The sequence below is a fragment of the Leuconostoc sp. S50 genome, assembly GCF_016624925.1.
Taxonomy (GTDB): domain Bacteria; phylum Bacillota; class Bacilli; order Lactobacillales; family Lactobacillaceae; genus Leuconostoc; species Leuconostoc pseudomesenteroides.
The window spans coordinates 102462-126977 of sequence record NZ_JACVUE010000004.1 but is presented as its reverse complement, the minus strand read 5'-3'; the positions used below and the strand labels follow the sequence as shown (position 1 = coordinate 126977).

28 protein-coding genes and 1 pseudogene are annotated in these 24516 nt (G+C 37.5%); 3 read left to right on the top strand and 26 right to left on the bottom strand.

Annotation, left to right across the window (positions count from 1 at the left end; translation table 11 throughout):
• Positions 1-93 precede the first annotated feature (93 nt).
• From IAE53_RS05420 to IAE53_RS05360, 14 genes are all read right to left on the bottom strand, one after another.
• Entirely contained in the window at positions 94-1662 is a 1569-nt protein-coding gene (locus IAE53_RS05420; protein ID WP_200136360.1) for an MFS transporter, read from the bottom strand.
• Positions 1662-2183, bottom strand: a complete 522-nt coding sequence (locus IAE53_RS05415; protein ID WP_148423270.1) for a PadR family transcriptional regulator — start codon at positions 2181-2183, stop codon at positions 1662-1664. The genes IAE53_RS05420 and IAE53_RS05415 overlap by 1 nt, the downstream gene beginning before the upstream one ends.
• 123 nt (positions 2184-2306) lie before the next feature.
• Positions 2307-3923: a chaperonin GroEL gene (gene groL / locus IAE53_RS05410; RefSeq protein ID WP_004914840.1), complete on the bottom strand. Its 1617-nt coding sequence runs from the start codon at positions 3921-3923 to the stop codon at positions 2307-2309.
• 28 nt (positions 3924-3951) lie between these two features.
• Entirely contained in the window at positions 3952-4236 is a 285-nt protein-coding gene (gene groES, locus IAE53_RS05405) for a co-chaperone GroES (protein ID WP_004914841.1), read from the bottom strand.
• Positions 4237-4398: 162 nt separating this feature from the next.
• Positions 4399-5316: a DMT family transporter gene (locus tag IAE53_RS05400; RefSeq protein ID WP_200136359.1), complete on the bottom strand. Its 918-nt coding sequence runs from the start codon at positions 5314-5316 to the stop codon at positions 4399-4401.
• A gap of 110 nt (positions 5317-5426) precedes the next feature.
• On the bottom strand, positions 5427-5564 hold the full coding sequence (locus tag IAE53_RS11400) for a hypothetical protein (protein ID WP_233610733.1): 138 nt from the start codon (positions 5562-5564) through the stop codon (positions 5427-5429).
• A gap of 39 nt (positions 5565-5603) precedes the next feature.
• Positions 5604-5882, bottom strand: coding sequence for a hypothetical protein (locus IAE53_RS11395; RefSeq protein ID WP_233610732.1), 279 nt, complete (start codon positions 5880-5882; stop codon positions 5604-5606).
• A gap of 74 nt (positions 5883-5956) precedes the next feature.
• The gene (locus IAE53_RS05390) at positions 5957-6790 is read right to left on the bottom strand and encodes a YitT family protein (protein WP_200136358.1); all 834 of its coding nucleotides are present in this window, start codon (positions 6788-6790) and stop codon (positions 5957-5959) included.
• 19 nt (positions 6791-6809) lie between these two features.
• A complete protein-coding gene (locus IAE53_RS05385) occupies positions 6810-7178 on the bottom strand; it encodes a DUF956 family protein (protein WP_200136357.1) in 369 nt (122 codons plus the stop codon).
• 72 nt (positions 7179-7250) lie between these two features.
• Positions 7251-8165 (bottom strand): PTS system mannose/fructose/sorbose family transporter subunit IID, encoded by a 915-nt coding sequence (locus tag IAE53_RS05380; protein ID WP_148423276.1) that lies wholly within the window; start codon positions 8163-8165, stop codon positions 7251-7253.
• 14 nt (positions 8166-8179) lie between these two features.
• A complete protein-coding gene (locus IAE53_RS05375) occupies positions 8180-8992 on the bottom strand; it encodes a PTS mannose/fructose/sorbose transporter subunit IIC (RefSeq protein ID WP_148423277.1) in 813 nt (270 codons plus the stop codon).
• A gap of 34 nt (positions 8993-9026) precedes the next feature.
• On the bottom strand, positions 9027-9974 hold the full coding sequence (locus tag IAE53_RS05370; RefSeq protein ID WP_148423278.1) for a mannose/fructose/sorbose PTS transporter subunit IIA: 948 nt from the start codon (positions 9972-9974) through the stop codon (positions 9027-9029).
• Between the two features lie 200 nt (positions 9975-10174).
• On the bottom strand, positions 10175-11131 hold the full coding sequence (locus IAE53_RS05365) for a type I phosphomannose isomerase catalytic subunit (protein WP_200136356.1): 957 nt from the start codon (positions 11129-11131) through the stop codon (positions 10175-10177).
• 35 nt (positions 11132-11166) lie between these two features.
• Entirely contained in the window at positions 11167-11907 is a 741-nt protein-coding gene (locus IAE53_RS05360) for a nitroreductase family protein (RefSeq protein WP_148423280.1), read from the bottom strand.
• A gap of 102 nt (positions 11908-12009) precedes the next feature.
• Here IAE53_RS05360 and IAE53_RS05355 point away from each other — a divergent pair, with 102 nt between their 5' ends.
• The gene (locus IAE53_RS05355; RefSeq protein WP_010291273.1) at positions 12010-12492 is read left to right on the top strand and encodes an aromatic acid exporter family protein; all 483 of its coding nucleotides are present in this window, start codon (positions 12010-12012) and stop codon (positions 12490-12492) included.
• Here the strand turns inward: IAE53_RS05355 and IAE53_RS05350 are convergent.
• The 10 genes from IAE53_RS05350 to IAE53_RS05305 form a co-directional block, all read right to left on the bottom strand.
• The gene (locus tag IAE53_RS05350) at positions 12489-13307 is read right to left on the bottom strand and encodes an HAD-IIB family hydrolase (protein WP_010291270.1); all 819 of its coding nucleotides are present in this window, start codon (positions 13305-13307) and stop codon (positions 12489-12491) included. The two genes, IAE53_RS05355 and IAE53_RS05350, sit on opposite strands and share 4 nt — an antisense overlap.
• Before the next feature lie 742 nt (positions 13308-14049).
• Complete coding sequence (locus IAE53_RS05345; protein ID WP_200136355.1) at positions 14050-14859, bottom strand: hypothetical protein; 810 nt, start codon at positions 14857-14859, stop codon at positions 14050-14052.
• Positions 14860-15015: 156 nt separating this feature from the next.
• Positions 15016-15894, bottom strand: coding sequence for an N-acetylmuramoyl-L-alanine amidase (locus IAE53_RS05340; RefSeq protein WP_200136354.1), 879 nt, complete (start codon positions 15892-15894; stop codon positions 15016-15018).
• Between the two features lie 113 nt (positions 15895-16007).
• Positions 16008-16994: a GTP-binding protein gene (locus IAE53_RS05335; protein WP_200136353.1), complete on the bottom strand. Its 987-nt coding sequence runs from the start codon at positions 16992-16994 to the stop codon at positions 16008-16010.
• 31 nt (positions 16995-17025) lie between these two features.
• Entirely contained in the window at positions 17026-18141 is a 1116-nt protein-coding gene (locus IAE53_RS05330; protein ID WP_200136352.1) for an NAD(P)/FAD-dependent oxidoreductase, read from the bottom strand.
• Between the two features lie 16 nt (positions 18142-18157).
• Complete coding sequence (dcd, locus tag IAE53_RS05325; RefSeq protein ID WP_200136351.1) at positions 18158-18676, bottom strand: dCTP deaminase; 519 nt, start codon at positions 18674-18676, stop codon at positions 18158-18160.
• A 1-nt stretch (position 18677) separates the two neighbouring features.
• A complete protein-coding gene (locus tag IAE53_RS05320; protein WP_200136350.1) occupies positions 18678-19814 on the bottom strand; it encodes an ammonium transporter in 1137 nt (378 codons plus the stop codon).
• Between the two features lie 91 nt (positions 19815-19905).
• Positions 19906-20670: a YibE/F family protein gene (locus IAE53_RS05315; protein WP_200554197.1), complete on the bottom strand. Its 765-nt coding sequence runs from the start codon at positions 20668-20670 to the stop codon at positions 19906-19908.
• 4 nt (positions 20671-20674) lie between these two features.
• The gene (locus tag IAE53_RS05310) at positions 20675-21790 is read right to left on the bottom strand and encodes a YibE/F family protein (RefSeq protein WP_200136348.1); all 1116 of its coding nucleotides are present in this window, start codon (positions 21788-21790) and stop codon (positions 20675-20677) included.
• Positions 21791-21838: 48 nt separating this feature from the next.
• A complete protein-coding gene (locus IAE53_RS05305) occupies positions 21839-22087 on the bottom strand; it encodes a kinase to dihydroxyacetone kinase (RefSeq protein WP_368668232.1) in 249 nt (82 codons plus the stop codon).
• Between the two features lie 515 nt (positions 22088-22602).
• On the opposite strand from IAE53_RS05305, the gene IAE53_RS05300 reads away from it, so the two are divergent.
• Both IAE53_RS05300 and IAE53_RS05295 read left to right on the top strand, forming a co-directional pair.
• Complete coding sequence (locus IAE53_RS05300; protein WP_200136347.1) at positions 22603-22731, top strand: putative metal homeostasis protein; 129 nt, start codon at positions 22603-22605, stop codon at positions 22729-22731.
• Between the two features lie 63 nt (positions 22732-22794).
• Entirely contained in the window at positions 22795-23700 is a 906-nt protein-coding gene (locus tag IAE53_RS05295; RefSeq protein ID WP_200136346.1) for a metal ABC transporter solute-binding protein, read from the top strand.
• Between the two features lie 174 nt (positions 23701-23874).
• Here the strand turns inward: IAE53_RS05295 and IAE53_RS11620 are convergent, their stop codons facing one another.
• Both IAE53_RS11620 and IAE53_RS11615 read right to left on the bottom strand, forming a co-directional pair.
• The gene (locus IAE53_RS11620) at positions 23875-23919 is read right to left on the bottom strand and encodes a hypothetical protein (RefSeq protein WP_368668231.1); all 45 of its coding nucleotides are present in this window, start codon (positions 23917-23919) and stop codon (positions 23875-23877) included.
• A 203-nt stretch (positions 23920-24122) separates the two neighbouring features.
• Positions 24123-24467 (bottom strand): annotated as a pseudogene (locus IAE53_RS11615) (IS3 family transposase); the annotation flags it as partial.
• Positions 24468-24516 lie beyond the last annotated feature (49 nt).

Here is a 24516-nt window from a genome sequence, read left to right as displayed (position 1 = left end):
ACTTTGATGACAATTTTTCAATCTTTAACATAAATAAAAACGCGACATATCGGGTGTTCATCATCCGGTATGCCGTGTTTTTATTTTGTACCATTATGAAGGATTATTGCCACCTGTTTTGATCAAAATTGCAGCGAGAACACCACCAATAATCAACAGAATCGCATCCAAACGTGTAACATTGATAAAACCATAATCAAATGCTTGTCGAACAGCTAATTCTAACTCATGAGCATAAGGTGTAGCTATAACACGCTTGCTAGTAATAATTGCATGACCAGAAAACGGTCCTGCCTCAACCAAGACTTTGTGTAATGCCGTGATGATAGCATTCGGTACATGACTCAAAGTGACAAAATGGTGCGTCAAACCTGTTTGATAGCCATCGGCCAATCGCAATCCTTGAAACACCACACCAAAACTAACCCCAACTTGCATGAAAGTCGAAATCATGCCCGAAGCCATTCCCATTTGATAAGGTTGGACCGACGACATCGCCGCTGTTGTCATTGGCGGATTTATCGAGCCACCTCCGATACCAATAATAATAAATGCAGGCCAGAAATCAGCAAATGTTGCTGTCTCACTCGTCAATGCGCTCAAGGTAAACAAACCAATTCCTATAAAAAATGCTGAAAATGCCAGCATATAGCCATGTCGTAAACGATTTGTCAACATACCAGCGATTGGTCCTAAAATCAGTGAGAAACCTGATATAGTTGCTTGACGCAACCCAGTTTGCCAAGCTGTATAGCCGACATAGTTTTGCATAAAGGTAGAAAGATAAGCAAAAAAGCCATACAAACCAGCACCCAAGAAAAAGGCAATAATAACTGCACCTGTAAATGAAGATGATTTGAACATGCTCAAATCCATCATGGGATTTTTAGCAGTCTTTTGTCGCCAAATGAACAATGCAAACAGGACAACAGCTGCTACCAAGTAGCCAGCAACTTGAAGATTACCCCAACCCCAATTAGTGTGCATTTCCTTTTGAACCAAGCCAAAAACCAAAGAAAAGATTGTCCCAGCAGATAACAGCATACCCAAAAAATCGACTTGACCACTAGCATGATGGACCTGTTTGTTAGAAATGAAAAGCCATGCCAAAATCAATGTTACGACGCCAACAGGCAAATTAATTGTGAAAATAGATTGCCATGAAAACGCATCAACAAGCCAACCACCTAACAGTGGACCCGAAGCAGTTGAAAGACCAATAATTGAGCTCAAAATGCCCAAAGCAATACCACGCTCTTTGCCATCAAAACTTGTGCCAATTAAAGCAAATGATAGTGACATGAGTGCAGATCCACCAATAGCTTGGATTGCACGGAAAATATGTAACATGCCAATGGTCGTTGATGCAGCATCAAGCCCAGAACCAATCGTGAAGATAACTAGTCCAATCATAAACATCAATTTGCGACCGTATAAATCACCCAGTTTTGCCCAAATTAACAACAAGACTGAAAAAACAATTGTATAAGAGGAAATGACCCATTGTAAATCGGAATATGATGCATTCAAACTCGTTTGAATGCTAGGTAAAGCAACATTGACAACTGTCGTGTCAATCAAAGCCATAAACACCCCAAGTGAAATTGCAATTAACGCTAACCAGCGCTTAGGGTTTGTTTTTTCGTGTCCTGAATTTTGCATTATTCTAACTCACTTTCAATCTTGTCGACATATTCTAAATATGTGTTGGCTAAATCAATTTGCAACTGATTCAATCTTCGCGCAGAGGGCAAAAAAGAGGCGCCTGCATGTCGACTTTCTAAATCAGCCAAATGTTCCTTGTAACCATCACGTTGCGCTAATTTTTCCGAACGAAAATCATTGATGATTTGATGTGCCAATTGTTCATCAACCAATTCCAAGCCAGATAATTTAAATAAATAAACATCGTCTAAATGCGCATTTTGTTGTACTGGCGCTTTCATTAATTCATCAAAACGAGCTCTCCCAGCGGACGTGACATGTATTTTTTTCTTGCCACGCCAATCAAGATCATCTGTCATCACAATTGTTCCAGCAGCTTTCATCTTGTCCAGTAAGGGATACAAAACACCAAAACTAACTTTTCGATGAGCGCCCAAAATATTTTCCAAGACAAAACGTAATTTATATGCTGAGCGGTCCGTGAATAGCAACTGACCTAAAATATATAGTTCATACATAAAGTACCCCTTGTGTATCTAATAGATATATCCATTCCATTATATTATATCTATTAGATACACTTGTCAAGTTTTTTCAAATAAAAAAAGCAACCCAATTACGGGTTGCTTTTAAATATGTCCTTACATCATTCCTGGCATACCACCTTGTGGCATTGCAGGTGCTTCTTCTTTAGGTTGTTCTGCAACAACTGCTTCAGTTGTTAGCAACAAAGCTGACACTGAGGCGGCATTTTGCAAAGCTGAACGCGTTACCTTGGTTGGATCAACGATACCAGCAGCAATCATGTCAACCCACTCGTCAGTAGCAGCATTGTAGCCAAAGCCTTCTTTTTGATCCTTTAGCTTGTTGACGATCACTGAGCCTTCCAAACCAGCGTTTTCAGCAATTTGGCGAACTGGTGATTCAAGCGCCTTAATCACTGTGTTAATACCAGTTTGCACATCACCAGTTTCAGACAATGCCTCAACAGCTGAAATGGCGTTAACCAAAGCCGTACCACCACCAGCAACGAAACCTTCTTCAACGGCAGCACGTGTCGCATTCAAAGCATCTTCAATACGGTACTTACGTTCTTTCAATTCAGTTTCTGTGGCCGCACCAACATTAATGACGGCAACACCACCAGCTAACTTTGCCAAACGTTCTTGTAACTTTTCACGATCAAAGTCAGAAGTTGTCTCTGAAATTTGTTGTTTCAAAGTTGCCACACGTTCTGCTGTAGCTTGCTTATCACCAGCACCTTCAACAATAGTTGTATTGTCCTTAGTAACATTAACCTTAGCAGCCGATCCGAGTTGTTCGATTGTAACATCTTTCAAGTTTAGACCAAGATCATCGGTAATTACTGTACCACCAGTCAAAATGGCAATATCTTCAAGTTGCGCCTTACGACGGTCACCAAATCCAGGTGCTTTTACAGCTACAACGTTGAATGTACCACGCATCTTGTTCAAAACCAATGTTGGCAATGCTTCACCAGTAATATCATCAGCAATGATCAACAACGCACGACCTTGTTCCACAACACTTTGTAGAACTGGTAAAATGTCTTGAATATTGCTAATCTTCTTGTCAGTAATCAAGATATATGGATTGTCCAAGTTGGCTTCCATCTTATCATTATCAGTGACCATATATTGTGACATGTAGCCGCGATCGAATTGCATACCTTCAACAACATCCAAGGTTGTTTCAATACCCTTTGATTCTTCAATCGTAATGACACCGTCGTTACCAACTTTGTCCATTGCTTCAGCAATCAAATGACCGACTTCTTCATTAGCGGCTGAAATCGACGCAATTTGGGCAATTTCATCTTTTGTATTAACCGTGTGTGACATTTCGTGCAACTTGGCAACTGCTGCTGCTGTTGCTTTTTCAATACCAGTGCGAATACCAACAGGGTTAGCACCAGCTGTGACGTTTTTTAGACCTTCGCCAACAATAGCTTGTGTCAAAACTGTGGCTGTTGTTGTACCATCACCGGCGATGTCGTTAGTTTTTGAAGCAACTTCAGCAACTAACTTAGCGCCCATATTTTCAAAGTGATCTTCTAATTCGATTGCCTTAGCAATTGTCACACCATCGTTAGTAATGGTTGGTGCACCGTAAGATTGCTCTAAGACAACATTGCGACCTTTAGGTCCAATTGTTGTTTTAACTGTATCAGCTAACTTATCAACGCCGGCCTTCATCTTAGAACGTGCGTCTTCTGAAAACTTTAATTCTTTAGCCATGATTTAACTATCTCCTTTGATTTGATTATTATTCAACGATTGCCACAATGTCTTTTTCATGAAGCGACAAGTAATCTTGTCCTTCAAATGACACTTCTTGCCCTGCATACTTATCGAACAAGACTTCATCGCCTACTTTAACTGTCAAATCACGAATTGTGCCATCATTCAAGACATAACCCGTTCCCGCAGCTACAACTTTACCAGTAACAGGCTTGTCTTTGGCATTACTTGCCAACACAATCCCACCGACAGTTTGTTCTGCAGCTTCCGTTACTTCAATAATCACACGATCACCTAATGGCTTCAACATGGATTCATACCTCCGAGATTTTTTCGTTTTAGCACTCTATATACGTGAGTGCTAACTACAACTATTAGTATATCACGCTGATTGCAAATGTCAACATTTTTTGACTGAAAATATCAAAATTCAACGTCTATTTTTAAATAAAAAAACTCGTCGGTCTGTTTATCACCCACGAGTTACGATTCTATTGGTAAATATTTTTTTGAGTGGTAAACTAATCAACAAAATCGTTGACAAGATGAGTAAGATGCCAATCAACTGCAAACCTCTCAAGTGGGTCCCTAGTAATGTCACCGACAAGGTCGTTGCGACTAACGGTTCAATGGTGCCCAACAAACTAGCAGATGATGGTTTTAGACCTGCTAGGCTCATGACGTACAGTGCATACGGTATCAACGTTCCAAATAAAACAATTGCGAGAACAATCCAGATATCTTGCAAGTCAACAGCCCTCGAAATATGCCACACTGGATGTATGAAATTAGCGACCAGTCCACCTATTAATAATCCCCAACCCACAATAACTAAAGGTGGGGTTTGATGTAACAGCGGTTTTGGGATCAAGGTATACCCTACCAAACCAAACGCTGATATAATACCCCAATAAAGTGCTCTTGGATTGATTTTCAGATGGTTAATGTCACCATTAGTTACTAACAAGAAGACACCCAATAGTGCCAAAACAATCGCAACAAACTCAACGCGCGATGGCCACCGTTTACTAAATATACTCATCAACACAACAATGATCGCCGGTCCGAGTGATTGCAACACTGTTGCTGTGGCTGCATCCCCATAATAAACCGACAAAAAGAAACTTGATTGCGCCAGCAAAACACCAAAAAGACCAAACAAAATGATCAAAAATGCTGTGTTTTTATGCCGCCAAACCGAAAAAACAGCCTCTTTAGTAAAGAAAGTCAGCACACAAAGTAAAATCGCACCTGCACACAACATTCTAACGCCCACTAGCCATTCTGGTGCCACCGTCGCTTGTCGAAATAAAATACTAGCCAGTATGCCACTAATACCAAATAAAGTTGCACTAATAATACCACAAATTATACATTTAAAAGATGACATATCATGACCCTCGATCCCAAAATTAAAAAATTCACACGTGATTTTATATTATCACATTTTTTATTAAGATTGCAGTATCACAGATAAAAATGTCATTTTATGGTCAACAGTTATGAAATTAGTTGACAAGTTAATGTTAGTGACCGTTGTGCCGCTAACGCATCAAAACCATTATGCCGATAAAACTTTTCAGCCGGCGTATGACTTTCTGTCTCTAAAATAATGGCAGGTATATCATTTTTTATCAAATCATTTTTGATTGAAACAAGTAATTCAGTTCCAACACCTTATCCTTGATAATTCGCATCAACAAAAAAATTATCCAACTGATATTCAATACCCAAATGCCACGGTTTCACATATCCCAGTGCCATGGCTATGATATGGTCAGCTTTTTTATAAACATAGCAGCGATTAGTATTCATTTGTAAAAGACGTGTGATATATCGAAAAATATCGTCATAGTCATTCTGCTCACACCAAGGTGCCTTCGAAAATACGTCAATATATAACGTTGTTGCTTGTGCAATGTCGTCAGTAGTCAAAAATGTGATTTCGGGTTTCATAATTTTTTTCCTCATTAAACATCTTAGCATATTCATAAAAAAACAAAAAAGACATGAATGGCTAATTCATGCCCTTAAAGAAATGTGCCGCCATGTGCTTCACTAATGTCATACGCAATTGTGAACGCCTCGGGATCAACCTCGTGAATGCCTCGTAGAAAATGATTGTATTCTTGATTGTCCAAGACAACCATCAACATTTCTCGGCCATCACCCATGTAACCGCCTCTAACATCCATAATCGTAAAACCCTTGTCGCCATCTAGCAAATACTGTTTTAATTCGTCAATTCGCTCATTAGTCGTAATATAAACCATTTTGCGTCGGTCTAAACCTGTCTCAATATAATTCATCACAAACGCCGTGATTACCAATGAAAACAACGCTAAAATAAGCGCTTCAAGCCCTTGCGTCACTAAATTACCTAATGACACTACTGTATCAATTGCTAGTAGAGATAAGGCTGGTGTAATGCGAAAATATTTTTTTAAAATCATCGGTGGAACAGCTGTACCGCCACTCGAAGCATCAATACGATACAAAAGTGCGACCCCAACAGCAAAAATACTGCCACCAACCAAAACAGCTAAGGTACGATCTGTTAGAATTTGAAAACTAGGTGTAATTTTCAGTAAAACAGGTAATAAAAAACTACCTAGCGTAATACGAGCCGTGGTACCACGATCCAAAAAGATTGCCGCCAAAACAATCATGATCATATTAACTACTAATACCGTAATGGCACGATCGACGCCGGTTAATTCATTGACCAAAATGGCAAAACCCGTGGCGCCACCTGCAGCGACCTTTGCCGGTGCATAAAAGAAGTTAATGCTAACAGCCACAATTTCTAAGGCAAAAATAATCGTAAAATATCGTATAATTTGACTTTTTTGTAATTGCTTCATTTAGTGTCCTACTGACGTCTCAAACGTCCTTTCGTTTCTTAAATCGTGCTAACACACTACGCCATAGCGTCGGTTGGCGCAACACTTTTTCATCTCCGAGATGTTCTCGCATAACTTTAAGTACTTTGCCAGATTCTTTTGCGGAAAAATCAAAATTTCCACTGTCAGTGGTTACCCTGAAACGACGCCCTATGTGTTTCTTGCTGACTTGTGCATAAACAGCCTTAACATTGACCCACGGAATTTGAATGTAATCAGCGACATTATTTTCATTAAAGAATTCGAAAGCTTGATCGCCAATTAAAAAGTGTCCGTACTTTGCACCCATACCTAGATAAGAAATACCCTGAGTTGTTAATTCTGCTGTCTTGTTTAAAGATTGTACCATAATCTACTCCATTAAACGTATGTACTGACAAAAGTGCTCGTCAATAAGGCGAGCACTTTTTGTCAAAATTTTTTACATGATGTGGAAGGCATGCATTGCGATACCAAAGATAAAGATACCAATGATCATCACGATTGGTGATACCTTTTTCTTCAACAACCACATTGCCAAGAATGTCAACAGCAATCCCATCAATCCAGGAATCAAACTATCTAAATTGGCTTGCAACGTGTTAGGCACAACCTTTGTCAATGACAAACCTGATGCTTGTTCACCTAAAATCTTTTGCAACTGCTCACCAGAAACTGGTCCGTTAGGGAAGTTGATATAAGCGCCCTTGGCCAACTTTTTAGCAGGCAATTCTAGGATAAACTTAATTGATACCCAACGCTCAACCAACACAGCCAAGATGAACATACCAAGAATCGAAGCACCCTTAGTGATGTCTTTCAACAAACCACCAGACAAATCTTGTGTAATAGCACTTCCGGCTTTGTAACCGAATTCTTGCGTATACCACAAGAATGCCATACGAATAACGTTCCACAAAACGAAGAACAAGATTGGACCAAGAATATTACCACTCATAGCAAGTGAAGCGCCTAAAGCACCAAGGATTGGTCGTACAGTAAACCAGAAGACTGGATCACCAATTCCGGCCAAAGGTCCCATCATACCAACCTTAACACCTTGAATCGCAGTATCATCAATTGGCGCACCATTGGCACGTTCTTCTTCCAATGCCAATGTCACACCAATGATTGGTGAGGCAACATAGGGATGTGTATTAAAGAATTCCAAGTGTCGCTTCAATGCGCTGGCACGGTCCTCTTTTGACTTATATAATTTTTTAATCGCTGGAATCATGGCGTAAGCCCAACCAACGTTTTGCATACGTTCGTAGTTCCATGAACCTTGCAAGAACTGTGAGCGCCAAGCAACTGACAAACGATCTTTTTGCGTTAATTCAATTTTTTCTGCAGCCATCATGTTGCTCCTTTCTAGTACTCGTTCAAAATGTCGCCGACTGGGTCGCCACCATTCGAACCACCGCCATTTGAACCGCCACCGTTACCACCCATCTTTGATAGGTTAATGTAAATCAAGGCAATGGCAACACCAATGGCACCAAGAGCAATCAAAGTCAATTGACTAACCGCAGCCAACGCGAAACCAATAGCGAAGAATGGCCAAACTTCACGCGTAGCCATCATGTTAATTACCAAAGCATAACCGACGGCAACAACCATACCACCACCAATGGCCATACCACCAGTTAGCCATTCAGGCATTGATGTTAAAGCGCTCTTGACGGCTGCGGCAGGCACAGCAATCAAAATTGCGGCTGGAATAGCAATACGCAATCCTTGCAATAGCAAACCAAACAAGTGAAGCGTTTCAATTGTACGGAACTTACCTTCTTTGGCAGCCGCATCGGCACCATGAGTTAATCCAACGGCAATAGTACGCACGACCATTGTTAGGAACAATCCAGCAACAGCCAATGGAATAGCTGTCGCAACGGCAACTGATATTCCTGTTCCAGAGAAGTCGCCACCTTTGACCATTATGATCGAAGATGCAACAGAGGCCAAGGCAACATCGGGCGCAACAGCGGCACCGATGTTAGCCCATCCAAGCGCGATCATCTGCAAGGTTCCACCTAAGATGATACCAGCTGTTAAATGACCTGTAACCAAACCAATCAAAGTCGCTGATACTAGCGGCTGATGAATCTGAAATTGATCCAAGATACCTTCCAAACCTGCAAAGAAGGCAATGATTACGACTAAAATTATCGCAATAGTAGACATATTTAGACACCTTTCTTAATTAAACATTTTAATGCTATTTAACATTTGCTTTCTTGATTAAATCAAACAAGTTAGATTTACTGTCATTTGGTACCTTACGGACATCAAATTCAACACCTAGATCGCGTAACTTTTCGAAAGCAGCAACGTCAGTCTTATCCATTGACAAAACCTTGTTGACCATTGTTTTTCCTTCTGAATGGGCCATAGATCCGACATTAAGTGATTTCAATGGTACGCCGCCTTCAACAGCTCTCAAGACATCTTCAACTGTCTCAAACAAAAGGAAAGCATCCACACCACCAAATCGATCGTCCTTGGCAACTTCAATCATTTTACTGATTGGCACAATATTTGCTTTGACACCATTAGGCGCCGCTTGTTGAATAAGACTCTTGCGCAATTCGTCCTTGGCAACTGCATCAGAAACAACAATGATTCGGTTTGCCTTTGAATCAGGTGTCCAAGCAGTAGCAACCTGACCGTGCAATAAACGTGTATCCAAGCGAGCCAACTTAATATTAATGTGACCCTCTTTAAGACCAACAGTTGACTTTTCTTTACTTGCGGCTGGTGCATCTTCTTGGAACTCAGGTACAGACTTAACACCCTCACGAGCCACCGGCACCAAATACTTAGCCAAATCCGCAGCCTTTGTTTGACTCAAACGTCCACCGTAGGCCTCAATTAGCATTGGCAGGTTTAATCCTGACACAATAGCCATTTTATCTGGGTTTTGCTTTTGAATCAGACTGGCACGATTAAAGGGTGAACCACCCCACAAATCAACCAAGAACAGCACTTCATCATCATTGTTGAACTTCGACAATGCTTCTTGATAGTGCTGATCCAAATCATCAGGGCCTTCATTAGGTAGAAATGTCACAACTTCAACGTTTTCTTGTTCACCGAAAATCATTGATCCTGACATCAAAATGCCTTTTGCAAAGTCCCCATGGCTGGCAATAATCAAATTAACCATTAGGAAATCTCCTTCTCAATAAATTGTTTACTTAATGATTATAGCGAAATGAAACCATTTTGTAAACGCTTACACAATAACAATTTAGTTATTGTTTACAAATCATATTATAATGTATCAGGACAAAAAAGTAAACGCTTTCATATTTGTTTACAAAAAAGTAGAATAACTTTCATAAAATCCTTTCAGCATGTTTACATTTAAAATCGTTGATCTGGATTATCGTCTTTGGTGACGAAGCTTTTAATGATTGTCATGTCGCCATCTAATGCGTAAGATATGGCTTCATCGTCAAAAAGAATAAAACTATCACCTTTTTTGACAGCAGTCTCGTTAACGCGACCTGCACCATCTATGACGGTGAATAATTCATAATGATGCGCCAAATTAAACTGCGATAAACCACGAACAGATAATTTCTCAACAGTAAACTTCACAGAGGTTACCAATCGCGTCACAATCGTTTGATCTACAATAGTGGTTGTTTGCTTTAAAACAGGATCATGATGTGGCACAGTCGTAACATCGAGTGCATCTGCAATCTGCAAATCACGCTTTTGCCCTGTCGTGGCATCAACACGGTCAAAGTCATAAAAGCGATACGTTGTATCGGAGCTTTGTTGCGTTTCTAAAGCGACAATTCCTGCCCCCAGCGCATGAAAAGTGCCAGCAGGAACATAAAAGAAGTCCCCTTTTTTAACAGGAACAGTTCGAAGCATATGATCCCAATCTTCTTTTTCAACCATCGCCTTTAGTTCATCACGACTTTGCGCATAATGTCCATAATAAATTTTAGCATTTGGGGTTGCATCTAAAATGTACCAACATTCAGTTTTACCGTATTTTTCACGTGATTGTGTATCGTTTGGGTGAACTTGAATCGATAAGTCTTGGTGCGCGTCAAGAATTTTAATTAACAACGTAAAGGCCTCATTGGCCTCATGACCACCAAAAAGATTGGGATTATCTTGCCATAATTGTGTTAAAGTTTGTCCAGCAAATGGGCCATCCTTGATGATTGATTCGCCATTTTTATGAGCGGCAATAGCCCAAGCTTCACCAACGTGATCGCCTTTAATAGGAAAATGAAAATCTTTCAAGGCTGTACCACCCCAAATTTTATCGTGTAAGGCTGCTTCTAATATTACTAATGTCATTTTGTAACCGCTTTCATTCTATTTTAAATAAAAACTTATTTTAAATTAAAGCCTTTATTTTGAGTGTATTGTGTCAATTCAGATGTGTCACGATTGGCTGTTAGCATTCTAACATTGTTGCTAATCCACGAACGGGTCACACCACGTTGCGCATAATAATCCGTCATGATTTTATCATATCGCATCACTGCCTCAACCATTTGTTCTTGATGATAACTATCCTTCATCAAAACACCGTCTAAATCAAGCTTTGGTTTAATACCAGGGTTTTGGGCCGGATAACCAATTGAGAATCCCATAACTGCTTTCACATACTTAGGTAGGTTGAGTTCTGATTCATAAAGCTCAAAAGCTTTTAAAGCACCGGCCATGGTCACGCTGCCTAATCCAAGTGATTCAGCAGCGACTTGCGCACGTCCTAACGCAATACCAGCACTAATGATGCCACCTTCAAGCACATTATACCGCTTTATATTTTCCTCAGCTAACGTTTTTTCTTCTGGCGTCAATCCGATGAGGTCTTTATTGTAATCCACTGCGACAACAAAGTAACGCGCAGCGGTTTCAATATATTTCATCCCCACCTGAGCAGTAATTTCCGCCTTCAGCTTCTGTGAAGTAATTTCAATGAAGGTTACCGGTTGGTAATTATTCATGTTTGGTCCAGCGACTGCTGCATGAAAAATTTCTTGAACCTGTTCGTCTGTCACGGGGTCATCAGTGAAGGCACGTATCGACATATGTTGGTTCAGTAAATCAAGGGTTGGGTTTGACATTTTGTCATTCCTTTCTAGAGCGTGTTTTGATTGTCTAAACAACCTACCTAGATAGTATCACAAAGTTGTGATAAAATAACAAAATATTCATTGGAGAACTTTATGCAAATAGGAAAATTTCGGTTAGGTTTAAGAACACTAAAGACAGCCTTCGCTGTTATGATCATTATCACATCTTTTTACTTTTTTAATCGGCCACCGTTTGTAGCTGCTTTAGCAGCAGTTTTTGCTTTACGAGAAAGTTGGGACAAAACCCTCAACTTTGCTAAAGTACGGCTCATATCAAATACGGTAGGTGGTGGTTTCGCGCTCATTTACTTTATCGTACGTGAACAAACTAACCATGCCCCATGGACTTCGATGATTCTCCTACCACTATTGGTCATTGTCGCAATTGTTTTGCTCGACGGCTTCGATTACAATAGTGGCGTAATCGGTGCCATGGCTGCTTTGCTAATGATATCATTAAACATTCCAGCCGGCGCCACTATTGTTTATGTTTTTGAACGAATTGTGGATACTTTCATTGGTGTTGCTGTTGCCATCTTGATTAATCGCTTTGGATCACCAAAAAATGTTAATTAAATCCCTAAATAATTTTCGATTGTTTTCAATACACCGTCGTTGACGTTCACGTCAGCGGCTTTTTTGGTCACAGCATCTTGCATAAATGCCTCAGCGTTAGGCATCACAAAACCATTTTCATATTTAGTCAGCATCTCTAAATCGTTACCGTTGTCGCCAAAGACCATCACTTCGTCATCCAAAACATCATAGTAGTCTTGCAGCACTTGCAGTCCCGTTGCCTTATCAACACCGCGCCCTAAAACGTCCACTGAACCAAAACCAGAACCCGTAGCATGTAGCTCATCTCCAAAAACCTCACGTAGCGCAGCCACATGTTGTTGTACTTCATCATTTGGCCATACAAAAGTGATTTCTAAAATGTGGTCATCAACCGCCATTAATTTTTCAACTTGTTTAACGTTTGGATAGAATTGAAACACCATTTTAGCCACAGGTCCAGTGGCATGATTAGAAACATAGGTTGCATTATCGCCAGTCATAATAATAATATTTTCAGCAGATTCTGGATTTTTGGCGTTCCAGTCAATGACTTTGGCTAATTGTTCCGCCGACAAATGAACTGAGTAAAGCTGTTGTTCACTCGTCGCAACAACCGCTCCATTTGAGCCAACAAAGTCTAATGCATACCCTTTGGCAATGGTCGGGGCAAAAAGTTGTTGCAAATTTTTGACTTGACGGCCGGACGCCGCCACAAACTTCATATCTCGTTTGGTCATCTCGGACAATACACGCTCAAATCGTGCTTGATTATACATATCATTAGCGGTTAAGAATGTACCATCCATGTCAGAAGCAATTAATTTAATCGGCATTGTTCATCTCCTAGTCGTAAATATAACTTTATTATTATACCATCTCTTGATGTGACTGCACAAAAACCAACTCTCCCAACTTTTCCCCAACTATACCGTTAATTAAAACGCAATGATAGCAAGGTGTCACAATTCGGAAGGTAAATCATTAAAAAAAATGCTGTTTTGAAACAGTGAAGAAAAATTAGTGATGATTATTAATTTTCTTTATTGTCATTGTACAAAGGCCGAAAACATCTACTTAAAATTCAAAAGCGATCATCACTTAATTTATTGAAGGGATGATCGCTTTTGAATTCTCACGTTATATTTAATTCCAGAAATTAATGAAGTCGGGTTATCATTAAAAATAAATCGAAGTCTTGATAAAATCTATTATGTCAGATATCTAAAAAAGAAAATATACGTAGCCAGATTAGAAAGCCCTAGAAGATGTAGATCTGCGTAGATGCAATTTTAAGTAAAGAAATCAGTCGCCTAATACTCTTGTTCCTATTACGAACTGCAAAGAACAATAATTATCCAAATTCGTGCTTAGAAAAAAAGTCAAATATTCATTATTTGTAATTATTATGCGGATAGTAAATAATTTTTTAACATTAGGTTGACCAACAAACAAAATATGTTAGTGTTTATTTTGTGAAGCATCCTCTATAATTAATTCATCATAAAGTATTCCAGCAAATACTATTTCAGGAGAACCACTTTATGTTATAACTTTTTTGATACTATATGCTTATTTTCAGTTTAAAGCTTTACGAATTAATGTTTTTTCATATGAAAGTAAAAGAGAATTAATATTAACTGAACTGTCTTTAAGATATCTTACAATGTTTGAATCACCTTCGATTTCTCTAGGTACCACTTTACTTATTTTTTTAATTGCTGAACTTGGTACACCATAATAAATTAGAAACTGAAGACGCTCATCAACCGTCTCATTTTCTAGTATGGATGAGAAATAGGTATAATCGCCAAATATTTTTGCCCCTTTAGTTTTGAAAAGAGATTTTTGAATAGACTCCGTCGCAGCAAGAAGTTTAGGTATTTCAAAATTTGCTTCACTTCTCTGAAACTTCAAAATACTATCAATTGCAGAGTCAAGTGGCTTATTCTTACCTACTTTTTCAAAATATAACTTTTGTTTGTTTATTACTTGCAGCAAGGGTTCATTAATTAGCTTTAAAGCAGTTATTGCTTTGTTCTGGGCCAATCCTTTATTATCTATACCTTTTAAAAATTTATATCCTAAATACAAAGTTTTCCAAAGATGCTCATATTTTGGAATCTTACTCCACATTAAGTAATCTAACTGACGATAATTTGCCAACATAAATTTGTAAAGAGATTTTTGTCCGTTAACTGACACTAAATTATCTTTAATAATTTTTTGAAGTTCGTTATCAATATCGTGGACAAGTTGCTCCTTTCTTTCCTTGTTTAAAACATCTTTATCGGGAATATTAACTAAAATTTCATCAGAAACTTGATTTTGATCAACACTTGGAACATCAATTGTAAAATTTTCTACAGCGGGGGCTTCATTAAACAAAAAACATTTCCGGTAAAATAGTGTCCCATACGGCCCGCACGGCCTCGAATGCTCTTATACCAAAAAAATGGACTATTTTTATTCAGTCCGTAAAATGAAGTATAGGAGTATTTTATGTAAAAAAATAGTTTAAAATAATCAATCTTGCAAAACGGCTCATTGGGGAATGCTGTTGACGTACTGCCTAATACCTTTGACAACATCTTTTGATACTTGCTGACGATATTTTTTAGATCGAATATACTTAATGTCTTTATCATTGTTCATATAGCCATTTTCTAACAAAATAGCTGGTTGAGAATTATCGCGAAGCACTAAAATATTACCTTTATGGATACCTCTATTGGGTAAACCCACATGATTCAAATTTTTTGACACAAAACTTGCTAATTTTTTAGACCCATTATCTTGATGATAATAGTATTGTGTCACTCCGGACGCTTGATTTGGTGTTGGTGATGAATCAAAGTGAAACGAAATGAAAACATTCGCTTTAACTTTCTGAGAGTTGTTAGCACGTGGCTTTAAATCAACAAATGTATCCGTCGTTCTGGTCATAATAACACGAGCACCTGATGGAACTAATAACTCTTTTATTGTTTTGGCCACTTTTAATGTATACGTCTTTTCAAATGATTGACCATCATTTGAAATGGCACCGGTATCAGTACCACCATGACCTGAATCTAAATAAATGGTTGATTCACTTAAAGAGGTTAGTTTTTGCAGGTGCTTATCAGACACTAACCAAGAGGCCACCCAACCCACTTGCTTATGGTTAAACAAATCATTTCTTTTTACATAAACCCAGTCATTGTGCTTTTTCATAATAATTAGATGAGCGCCACGTGGTAATCGTGCAATTTTTTTAGCCATCACATCAGGTTTAGTGCGCATAGGTAGTTGATCGACTTGATTTACCAATGAATTCAGGTTCGAGACAATATGCAGGCCATAACAAATAATCATAATTATAATAAATAACACAGTTAAACTTTTGATATTTTTTTGCCACCATAGTACTGTGAAATTCATCTGAATCTTCTCCCTAGTGTTTCTATCATATATTAAAACATTACCATTTAGAATTGTCCAAATATGAAGATTATAATTCAATTACCTACTTAAATATTTTTGGAGTCTGGATTTTATTTTTGATTGAATAATAGTGATTTAATTTTGTCTTCAGGTAAATGATCGCCAATAAATACGATTTTGGTCTTGGGTGTTTGTTGCCATTCTTTTCCTTTATATAATTGAAACGCCATATTAACACCTTGTATAATCACAGCGTTTGTAAAACCCTTTATTTGTATGAGTCCTTTGTAGCGTAACAGTCGCATACCATACCGTCGAATGATCACAGAAATCCATCTAGTAATTTGTCTTTCAGAAAAAACAATATCTGTTTCAATAACGAATGTATTAACCGGCGTGTGATGATGGTGGTGTTCCTCATGGTCATCTTGATTGACTGATATTTCTGAGATAAAGGATTCTAATAAATGACTGTCAGACGCTTGATCAAAAAGATTTAAACCAATTAAATCACTAAACCGTTCTTTCCCGCTAATCACACACTGATCACTAATGGGGTTAATTTCTTTAATTGATTGGTTCAGTTCGTCCAAGTGCAGCGTAGTTATATTTTGATATTTAGTAATTAAAATACGATCAGCAAACAATATTTGATTTTTAGCCTCAGAAAACTGTGATAACTGCTGCTTCCAATGTATGCCATCCACTAACGTCAAAACACTATCAATCGACATAGTTTCATTTAAAACTGGTGTCCTTAGAATGGTTTGTGCAATTGGGCTTGGTTCAGCTAAACCACTAGTTTCTATAATAATACGATTAATGACAATGTTTTTTTCTTCAGCGACTGATAAAATACCAAAAAAGGTTTCTGCTAAATCTTGTCGCAAAATACAACACATACATCCATTGTTTAACTGAACAATCATTTCTTTATCATCCAGAACAACCAAATCGGAGTCAACCCCAACGTCGCCAAATTCATTCACAATAATCAAAACATTTTCATCACTTTTCGTTTGCAATAATTGATTCAAAAGCGTTGTTTTACCAGCACCTAAAAATCCAGTAATAATCGTTACGGGTATTACAGTCAAAAGTATTACCTCCTATTTTTAAGCTATAGTGCTAACAATCACACCTTACCTCGCACTTAGAACAGTCTTCAATATAAAAACTGTTGTGTTTATATTGCGTCAAAATATTTGTATCAATAGGTAATCTCTCGCGTTTCATGATTTCTTCCGCAATAATTGCAAATCGTTGTCTGAATTTATAAACATAGCAAAAAATAGTCTCACCATGCCGAACGTCCGGTCCTGTTAAAAAGACATTTTTGGCAATAATTGATTCATCAAAGTCATTTAACAGGGATACATTATTGACGACTTTAAATAAATCTGGTTGAATATGTGTTGCCCCATTGTAAAAACCAGTACAAATAATCGGTTCTTCACTCGTTTCTATAATCTTGTTTCCTTCATCAAAAATTAACCGGTATTTCCCGTTAGTTAATTTTTGAATCTGCTGTAGGTCCATTTGTTCATGTACTCGGATATTAAGACGTTGCTGATCTGTCAGATTATAATATTTTTCACTAGTATACGCCGATAGTCGAACGCTGGGATCCACACTATGTTCATAAAGCGCAGTACTTTTTGTACAAATGTCTACTACAACACCATTTCGAGCCAAATTAATTGCCGCATCAAAAGCACTTTCATTTCCTCCAATGATGATTCTATTCTGAGTGGTTAATTGATGCCACTGTCTTACTTCAGTATAATGTACACCATAATCAAAAGGATTATATGGATAATTAAATTGGCCTACAGCAAAAATAACATATTTAGCCCGGAATTTATGATTTTTTGTTACGACTTGATAAGTCTTATCTTTTTGTGCTACAACTTGATCGACCATTTCATTTGTCATTATACTTAAATTATACGTACCAGCCACCAGAGACAAATAATTAGCATAATCCTTACCAGAAAGACGTTCCTTACCTAAACTGTAAGCTGGCGAACTATTAAGACTAATCGCATTTAAATCTGGCATTCCAAAACCATTACTCGTAAAAGAGGGTGTAATGAAGTGCGTCTCTGGTGACCAATCTTTAAAACTTTGACCAATATTACCTTTCTCTAAAATCAAGACATCATCAACACCAAATTGCTTCAAAGTAACACCTAGCCCAATACCAGCTGCTCCGGCACCTATAATAATAATTTTGCTCTCCATATTTTCTCCTTATTGTTTACTGAAAATCTTCATACAGTTTGCTAGCTTGTACACCTAGGTTATTACTATATTTCCCTGCGTTATAAAGACTGTAATTATCAGTGATTGTATGATAATAAATTTGACAGATTGGTACGCCAGCATAAATTCGAATTGGTTGTAAACAAAACAATTCCAACGTCCAATATCCCGAAAATCCGATGTCACCAAATCCTGCAGTGACGTGTATGGATAGTCCTAAGCGTCCAATAGAAGACCTTCCTTCCAACATTGGTACATACTTGTCGGTTTGGGTGAATTCAGCTGTTTGTCCCAAATACAGTTTCCCTGGTTTCAAGATGTAGCCTTCTTCTGGGATCTTAATTGAATGTGTTGATGGCTTCTGTTTCATATCTAATAATTCGTCTTCATAAATCAATAGATCATTACCTAAAGTTAGATTATAACTATTTGGATTTAAATGACTTAGTGTAAAAGGTTCAATCACAATATCAGTGCCAATTGACTCTTTTATTTTTTGACCGGATAAAATCATATCATTGTACGCTTTCTTTATAATGTGTGTTACCTATTAAATACATAGTAATTGCATGTGCGATAATAGTTCCAAAAATTGTAATCACTGTTGTCGACAAGATACCAAAAAGCTCGATAAGTGCAAAATCTACATTACCCATTAACAGTCCTTTGGCACCCTGATCATTAATTTGTTGATTTGCAAATATTATCAGACCAATCGCACCCAAAAATCCTCCTATGGCGTTAATGCTAAAAGAATCAACCAAATCAAAAAAATATCGTGATTTGTGACTATATACAGTCACCATTTGAGAAATAATGCCACTAATAAAGGCAGTAGCTATCATACCGTATGGTGGAACATAGCCAACCAACGTTGTACTAGTTACCAATCCACTTAAAATACCATTTTGAATATTTTCCATGTTTAAAATATGTTCCATTCTATAAGCATTCAAACACCAGCCTACCGATCCAAAAATAATAGCTAATAGCGTGTTTAAAACGACCAAACCAGTTAAATGATTAATGGAACCTACTGGGGCCAAGTTAAATCCAAACCATCCAGTAATAATCAAAACAGTAGCCAAATAATTAGTGTTATGTGACTTTGTAATAGACTTTCTTACTGGCTTGACTGTGAAAGCAATAACTAGACTGGTTACTCCAGCAGAAAGATGGACAACTAATCCACCAGAGAAGTCCAACACATTTACAGAATGTAAATACCCACTTGTTGACCAGATCAGATTGGCCAGTGGCGCATACACCAGCAGCAACCAAAGCGGTATAAATACCATGAAAAATGGCCAAGTGTGTTTGGCTAACGCCGTTCCGCTAAACATCACCACAGCATACAGTGCAAAATCTAATTGAACCAACATATTCAAGATTTCTGATAGTGATGGCTTAGCAGCCCATTTGATTAACCAGTTAACAAAATGCTCGTGAAAATTTAAAGTGTCAAACTGATTAAAGGATAGATGATAACCCACCAATACCCAAATGGCAATAGTGACAACGATAGCCGTGATCATGCTGACAAACCCACTCTCTTTATTTTGTGTCAACAATGAATCACTGTAAAGAAGTGGCACAGCAAAAATCATTGGTAACATAACTAACGACACACCTAGTAAAAATAAATTCTCCATGAGTAAAACATCCTTATCATATAAATAAAATTATTAATAAACAATTAGCATTAATATTTTGTCATTAAATACTTAGTTTTCAAACAGACATTTAACGATTAGAACGGTGTACATTGATTGATTGCTGTTGCAAGATGACACACATGACGGTTACAGGGATAATGATGACGACGGCTAGAAACGAAAATAATATCAATAATAACTCAAAGACAAATACTTTGTCATTAATCAGCTGGTCCCATCCATAATTTAGTCGGGTAAACCAAATGAATAATGCTAACGAACTCCCAAAAAAGCCAAAATATAACGTATTGACAAGTGTGCCAAACATTTTTTCTCCTATCGAAATACCAAAAGAAAATAATTTGTTGAGGTCTTTGCTTGTCCTATAAAACTGTTCCATTCCAACCGCAACCGACATAGCCCCTTCAATAATCGCCCCCATTGTCGTTAAAAGACCCATTGCAAAGCTCACATCAAGGAACTTCACGTTAATTAGAATAGACATATTCTCTAGCTCTGCTGTGTTTTCTGACCCAAATCCTTGGATTTGAGCCCAACCAAAGACTAAATAAATCAAAGTCCCCATCAAACACATGACGCATAGACAAGAAACAAAGACACTTTGGCAGATATCAGGAGAGCCACCGCTTAAATAGACTGTCGTTCCTAAAATCGTAAAAGCTGTAAAAATAGTAACCGGAATAATAGAAAATCCCCAAGAAATAAATCTGATCATGACGCCAATTGATAAGTAGTTAATGACGATTGAACAACTTAATCTAACAAATCCTTTCCCAATTACCAGCACAGATATTATCATTAACATAATCGCCATCATATTTATAGCAGTCAAACTTTCACCTTCTTCTCTGACTAATTACTAACAGTGCACTAGTGATGGGTATAACTAAAACAATTGCAACGGCACTAGCTAGGGTTTGAAAAATACCCAATGACATAATCATTGAGATTGAGTAAATAATATCATTGCCATTTTTTAAAAATAAGATAGTCATCGGTATCGTACTCGCCATAAAAATCATGAACAGGACATTAATAGAAGGCCCCATGACATTACGGCCACACGTCATTGCTAACTTAAAAATCCTTGTCGAGCCGTAATGACCATCCTCATAAAACATTTTGGAAACGCTGATAGTCATGTCTCCAGATACATCAACGATAGCACCAATAGAGCTCATTAAAATCGAAATAATAAATATTGTAGTTCTGGACTGGGTAACGTAGCTCATTGTTTCAAACTGTAATCCAGAACTGTTGGTCATTAATAAATCAATTTCTATCAGTGTCACTGTTACTAAACAAGATACTGTTGAGGCCCCAAAAATCACCATAGCTTTCCTATTAATTCCGTACACAAGAAAAATCGTCGCGACCATAAAGAGTAGCATGACAGTAGAAAATATCAAAATAACTTCCCCAAAACTTGCTTTAACATCAAGTTTCGTTGCTACAAAGAAACAAATTGTATTAATTAAAACGCTAAATATAGGACCTAAAGCGGATTTTTTGAAACTAAAAAAGACAACAGTACCAACCAGAACAAGCAAAACTGCTACTACAGTATCACGTTTAACCCCCAGTATGACAAAGGTATTGATATCCTTTCTAACAAAGACTTGTTGATGAGGATAATAGCGGAGATCAAGAGAGTTGGATCCCGAGAATTTATTTTCAATCGTCTTCGTTTGCCCTGCCAATTCTCCGTTTAAAAATTTCACGATCAAAGTCTGACTACGATAATAATCTTCATTGCCAAATTCATCTGACTGATTTTGTATATCGCCATTTTTAACATTTATAATTTTTGCAATTGGTTCATGATACAGAAACGCATCATGCTCTGTTACCAAAAAAGTTGTCAACAGTACTGTTGACAAAATTAATAGTATACTAATCGTTTTTTGCCACTTAATTTCTTTAAGGTTCACCATTTTGAATTCTTCAATCACACTAGTACCAGCTTTAAATCAGTCTATATATTATATGCTACAGGACCGTCAGCCCCTTTGACCGTTACTTTGTCGAATCATATTTTCAACTACAACATCAAATATTTCTCCCACAGAAGCACAGTATTCCAATATTTTCCAGGGAGCATTGGTATGATAATGAACTTTCATTAACTCATTATCTCCCCCAACAATAAGAGAATCTCCTTCAAATTCTACCTTAATTTTGTTTGCCAGGGTTATTTCCGACAGCTGACAACCTGAAATTAGTAGTTGCGTGTCAAACTTATACTGTATATTAATTTTTTAATACCTCTTTTCTTAGTACAATACTTATCAGATATCATTTGATTTCATTTTTTAAATGCATCGAAAATGATCACTCTATAATAACTTTAATTCCAAAATGAATCTCGTAACCAAATAATCTTCCTTTTATTTACAACTCCTTTTCTGCCAATTAGTGCAATATTGCAAACAAGTATTATGACCTAAATCGCCAGTTTGTGAAACTTTTTGATTAAAATACTCCTATCAGCTTTGATTGCCATTCTATCACATAATAGTAATCATTACTATTTATTTTTAATTTGATTCAATTTCATCATGTCTATAGAGAGAATTACGAATTTGGCAAAGCTGTACAATTTTTTAAGCATTTATAACCTTAAAAGAGATTTATGATTTGTCCAAATCTGTTGTTAAACTATTTAGGAAAAAGGCCATTGAAATAATTTGATTGACATTAACTGGCCGATACCTTAAAATTTTAATAGTAATCATTACCATCTATAAGGAAGGAGGCAAAAATTATGCCAGAAAAAACAGATTTAAGTAGTGCTTATCGCAGACTCAAGAGTCCAAACGCTAAAACGAGAGATCGCGCTTTAAAGATTATTAAGGAATTCAAGCATAAAAAGAATGATAAACTACGCAAGTAAGAAGATATCATTGGACAATAAAAGTGTGATTACAGCTTTTATGCACGAAAGAATGGAGAGAACATGAAACGTAGAATGACACTTGGTGCTGTGATTATTGCCATTTTGGCAGTAATTCTGGTACTTGTATGGGGACAACAGTCAAAATCCAATCAGGGAGATAATCAAGATAGTAAAATCAAGGTTATTTCATCGGTCGATTTTTATGGTGAAGCAGCCAAAGCTGTACTAGGAAAATATGGATCCGTCCAGTCAGTCATTAACAATCCCAATGTGGATCCTCACGATTATGAACCTAGTACCAAAGTTGCCAAAGAGGTAGCTGGCGCAGATCTTGTTTTATATAATGGCATTGGCTATGATTCTTGGATGACAAAACTAGCCAAAAATAGCAACATTACATCTGTTCGTGTGGGAGAAGATGTATTAGGTAAAAAGGATGGTGACAACCCGCATTTGTGGTATCAAAGTCAAACCATGCCTAAGTTAGTTTCATACTTGGCAAATCAATTTTCAAAAATTGATCCCAAACATAAGTCACAATTTAAAGCCAACGCTGATAAGTATGTGGCTAGTTTGAAACCCATTGTAACAAAAATAAAAACTTTGAAGGCAAATTCAAACGGTAAAAAAGTTGATGTCAGTGAGCCAGTATTTGACTACGCCTTATCAGAATTGGGCTATACTGAAAATAATACACACTTCGCTAAATCAGTTGAAGATGGTACAGATCCATCGCCAAAAGATATTAAGGCCATGCAAGATGACATTAAGAATCGGAGCATTTCTTTTTTTGTTGAAAATACACAAGCTAGTGATAAAACGGTGACTGAACTCGTTAAGCTAGCCGGCGAATATTCTGTTCCGGTCCTTAAAGTAACCGAAACAATGCCTAAACATAAGACGTATCGGGAATGGATGCTCGCGCAATATCAACAACTAGAAAAAATTCAACAGTCAGAAAAGTAATTTTTTTACTGAGAAGGAACACTCCTATATGTATATGTTTTAAAATTTACTGATCTATTCTTTATTTGTGTAGTAATAATACCAATAAATATTTATTAGAATCACCTAGGATGTGAATTGAACCCCAATAGTTGGACAAAATAGAATTAATTAACTAACAAACTCAGTGGTGAGTTACCGATATTGAACCGGTGACAGACCATTGAGTTTTTGTTTGATCCGGTGATTGTTGTAATAATTGATAAAGTCGTCAAATAAGCTTTATTATGATTGTTCAACTGAATTTCAGTGACATCTGTGACAATCTTTTGGTAAGGTGCGTCAGCTTGAAAGTCACGCTTGATGACACGTTCGGAAATCCGCCCAACCGTACCGCGATATGAACTATAGGGACACTTACGCGTGTTATAAGTGGTGCTGAGGAGTGCGTTTTGGCGCATAATCCGGCGCACGTGCTTGTGGTTCACCAAATAACCTTGGTCGTGCAACAACGTTGTCACGCGACGATAACCATATTCGGTTTGAAATTGGGGTGACTTAATTTGACGGAGGACGTCTGCTATTTTGTTGTCTGATGACGTATTGAGCGGATGAGCTTCTAAATAATAATACGTACTCCGTTTCAAGCCAATTAGCGCTAATAAATCAGCCAATTTAAAATATTTAGTCCGCCTTAATGACGTTACTGCCGTTTGTTTTTCTCGGTTCGTTGATCCACTAAGGCTTTTAATTTTTTGTATGCGTTGCCTACCACAGTAGAACAGCATTCTCCATCTTAAGTTGATAATTCTCTTGCTTTAAGTCAGCGAGTTCTTG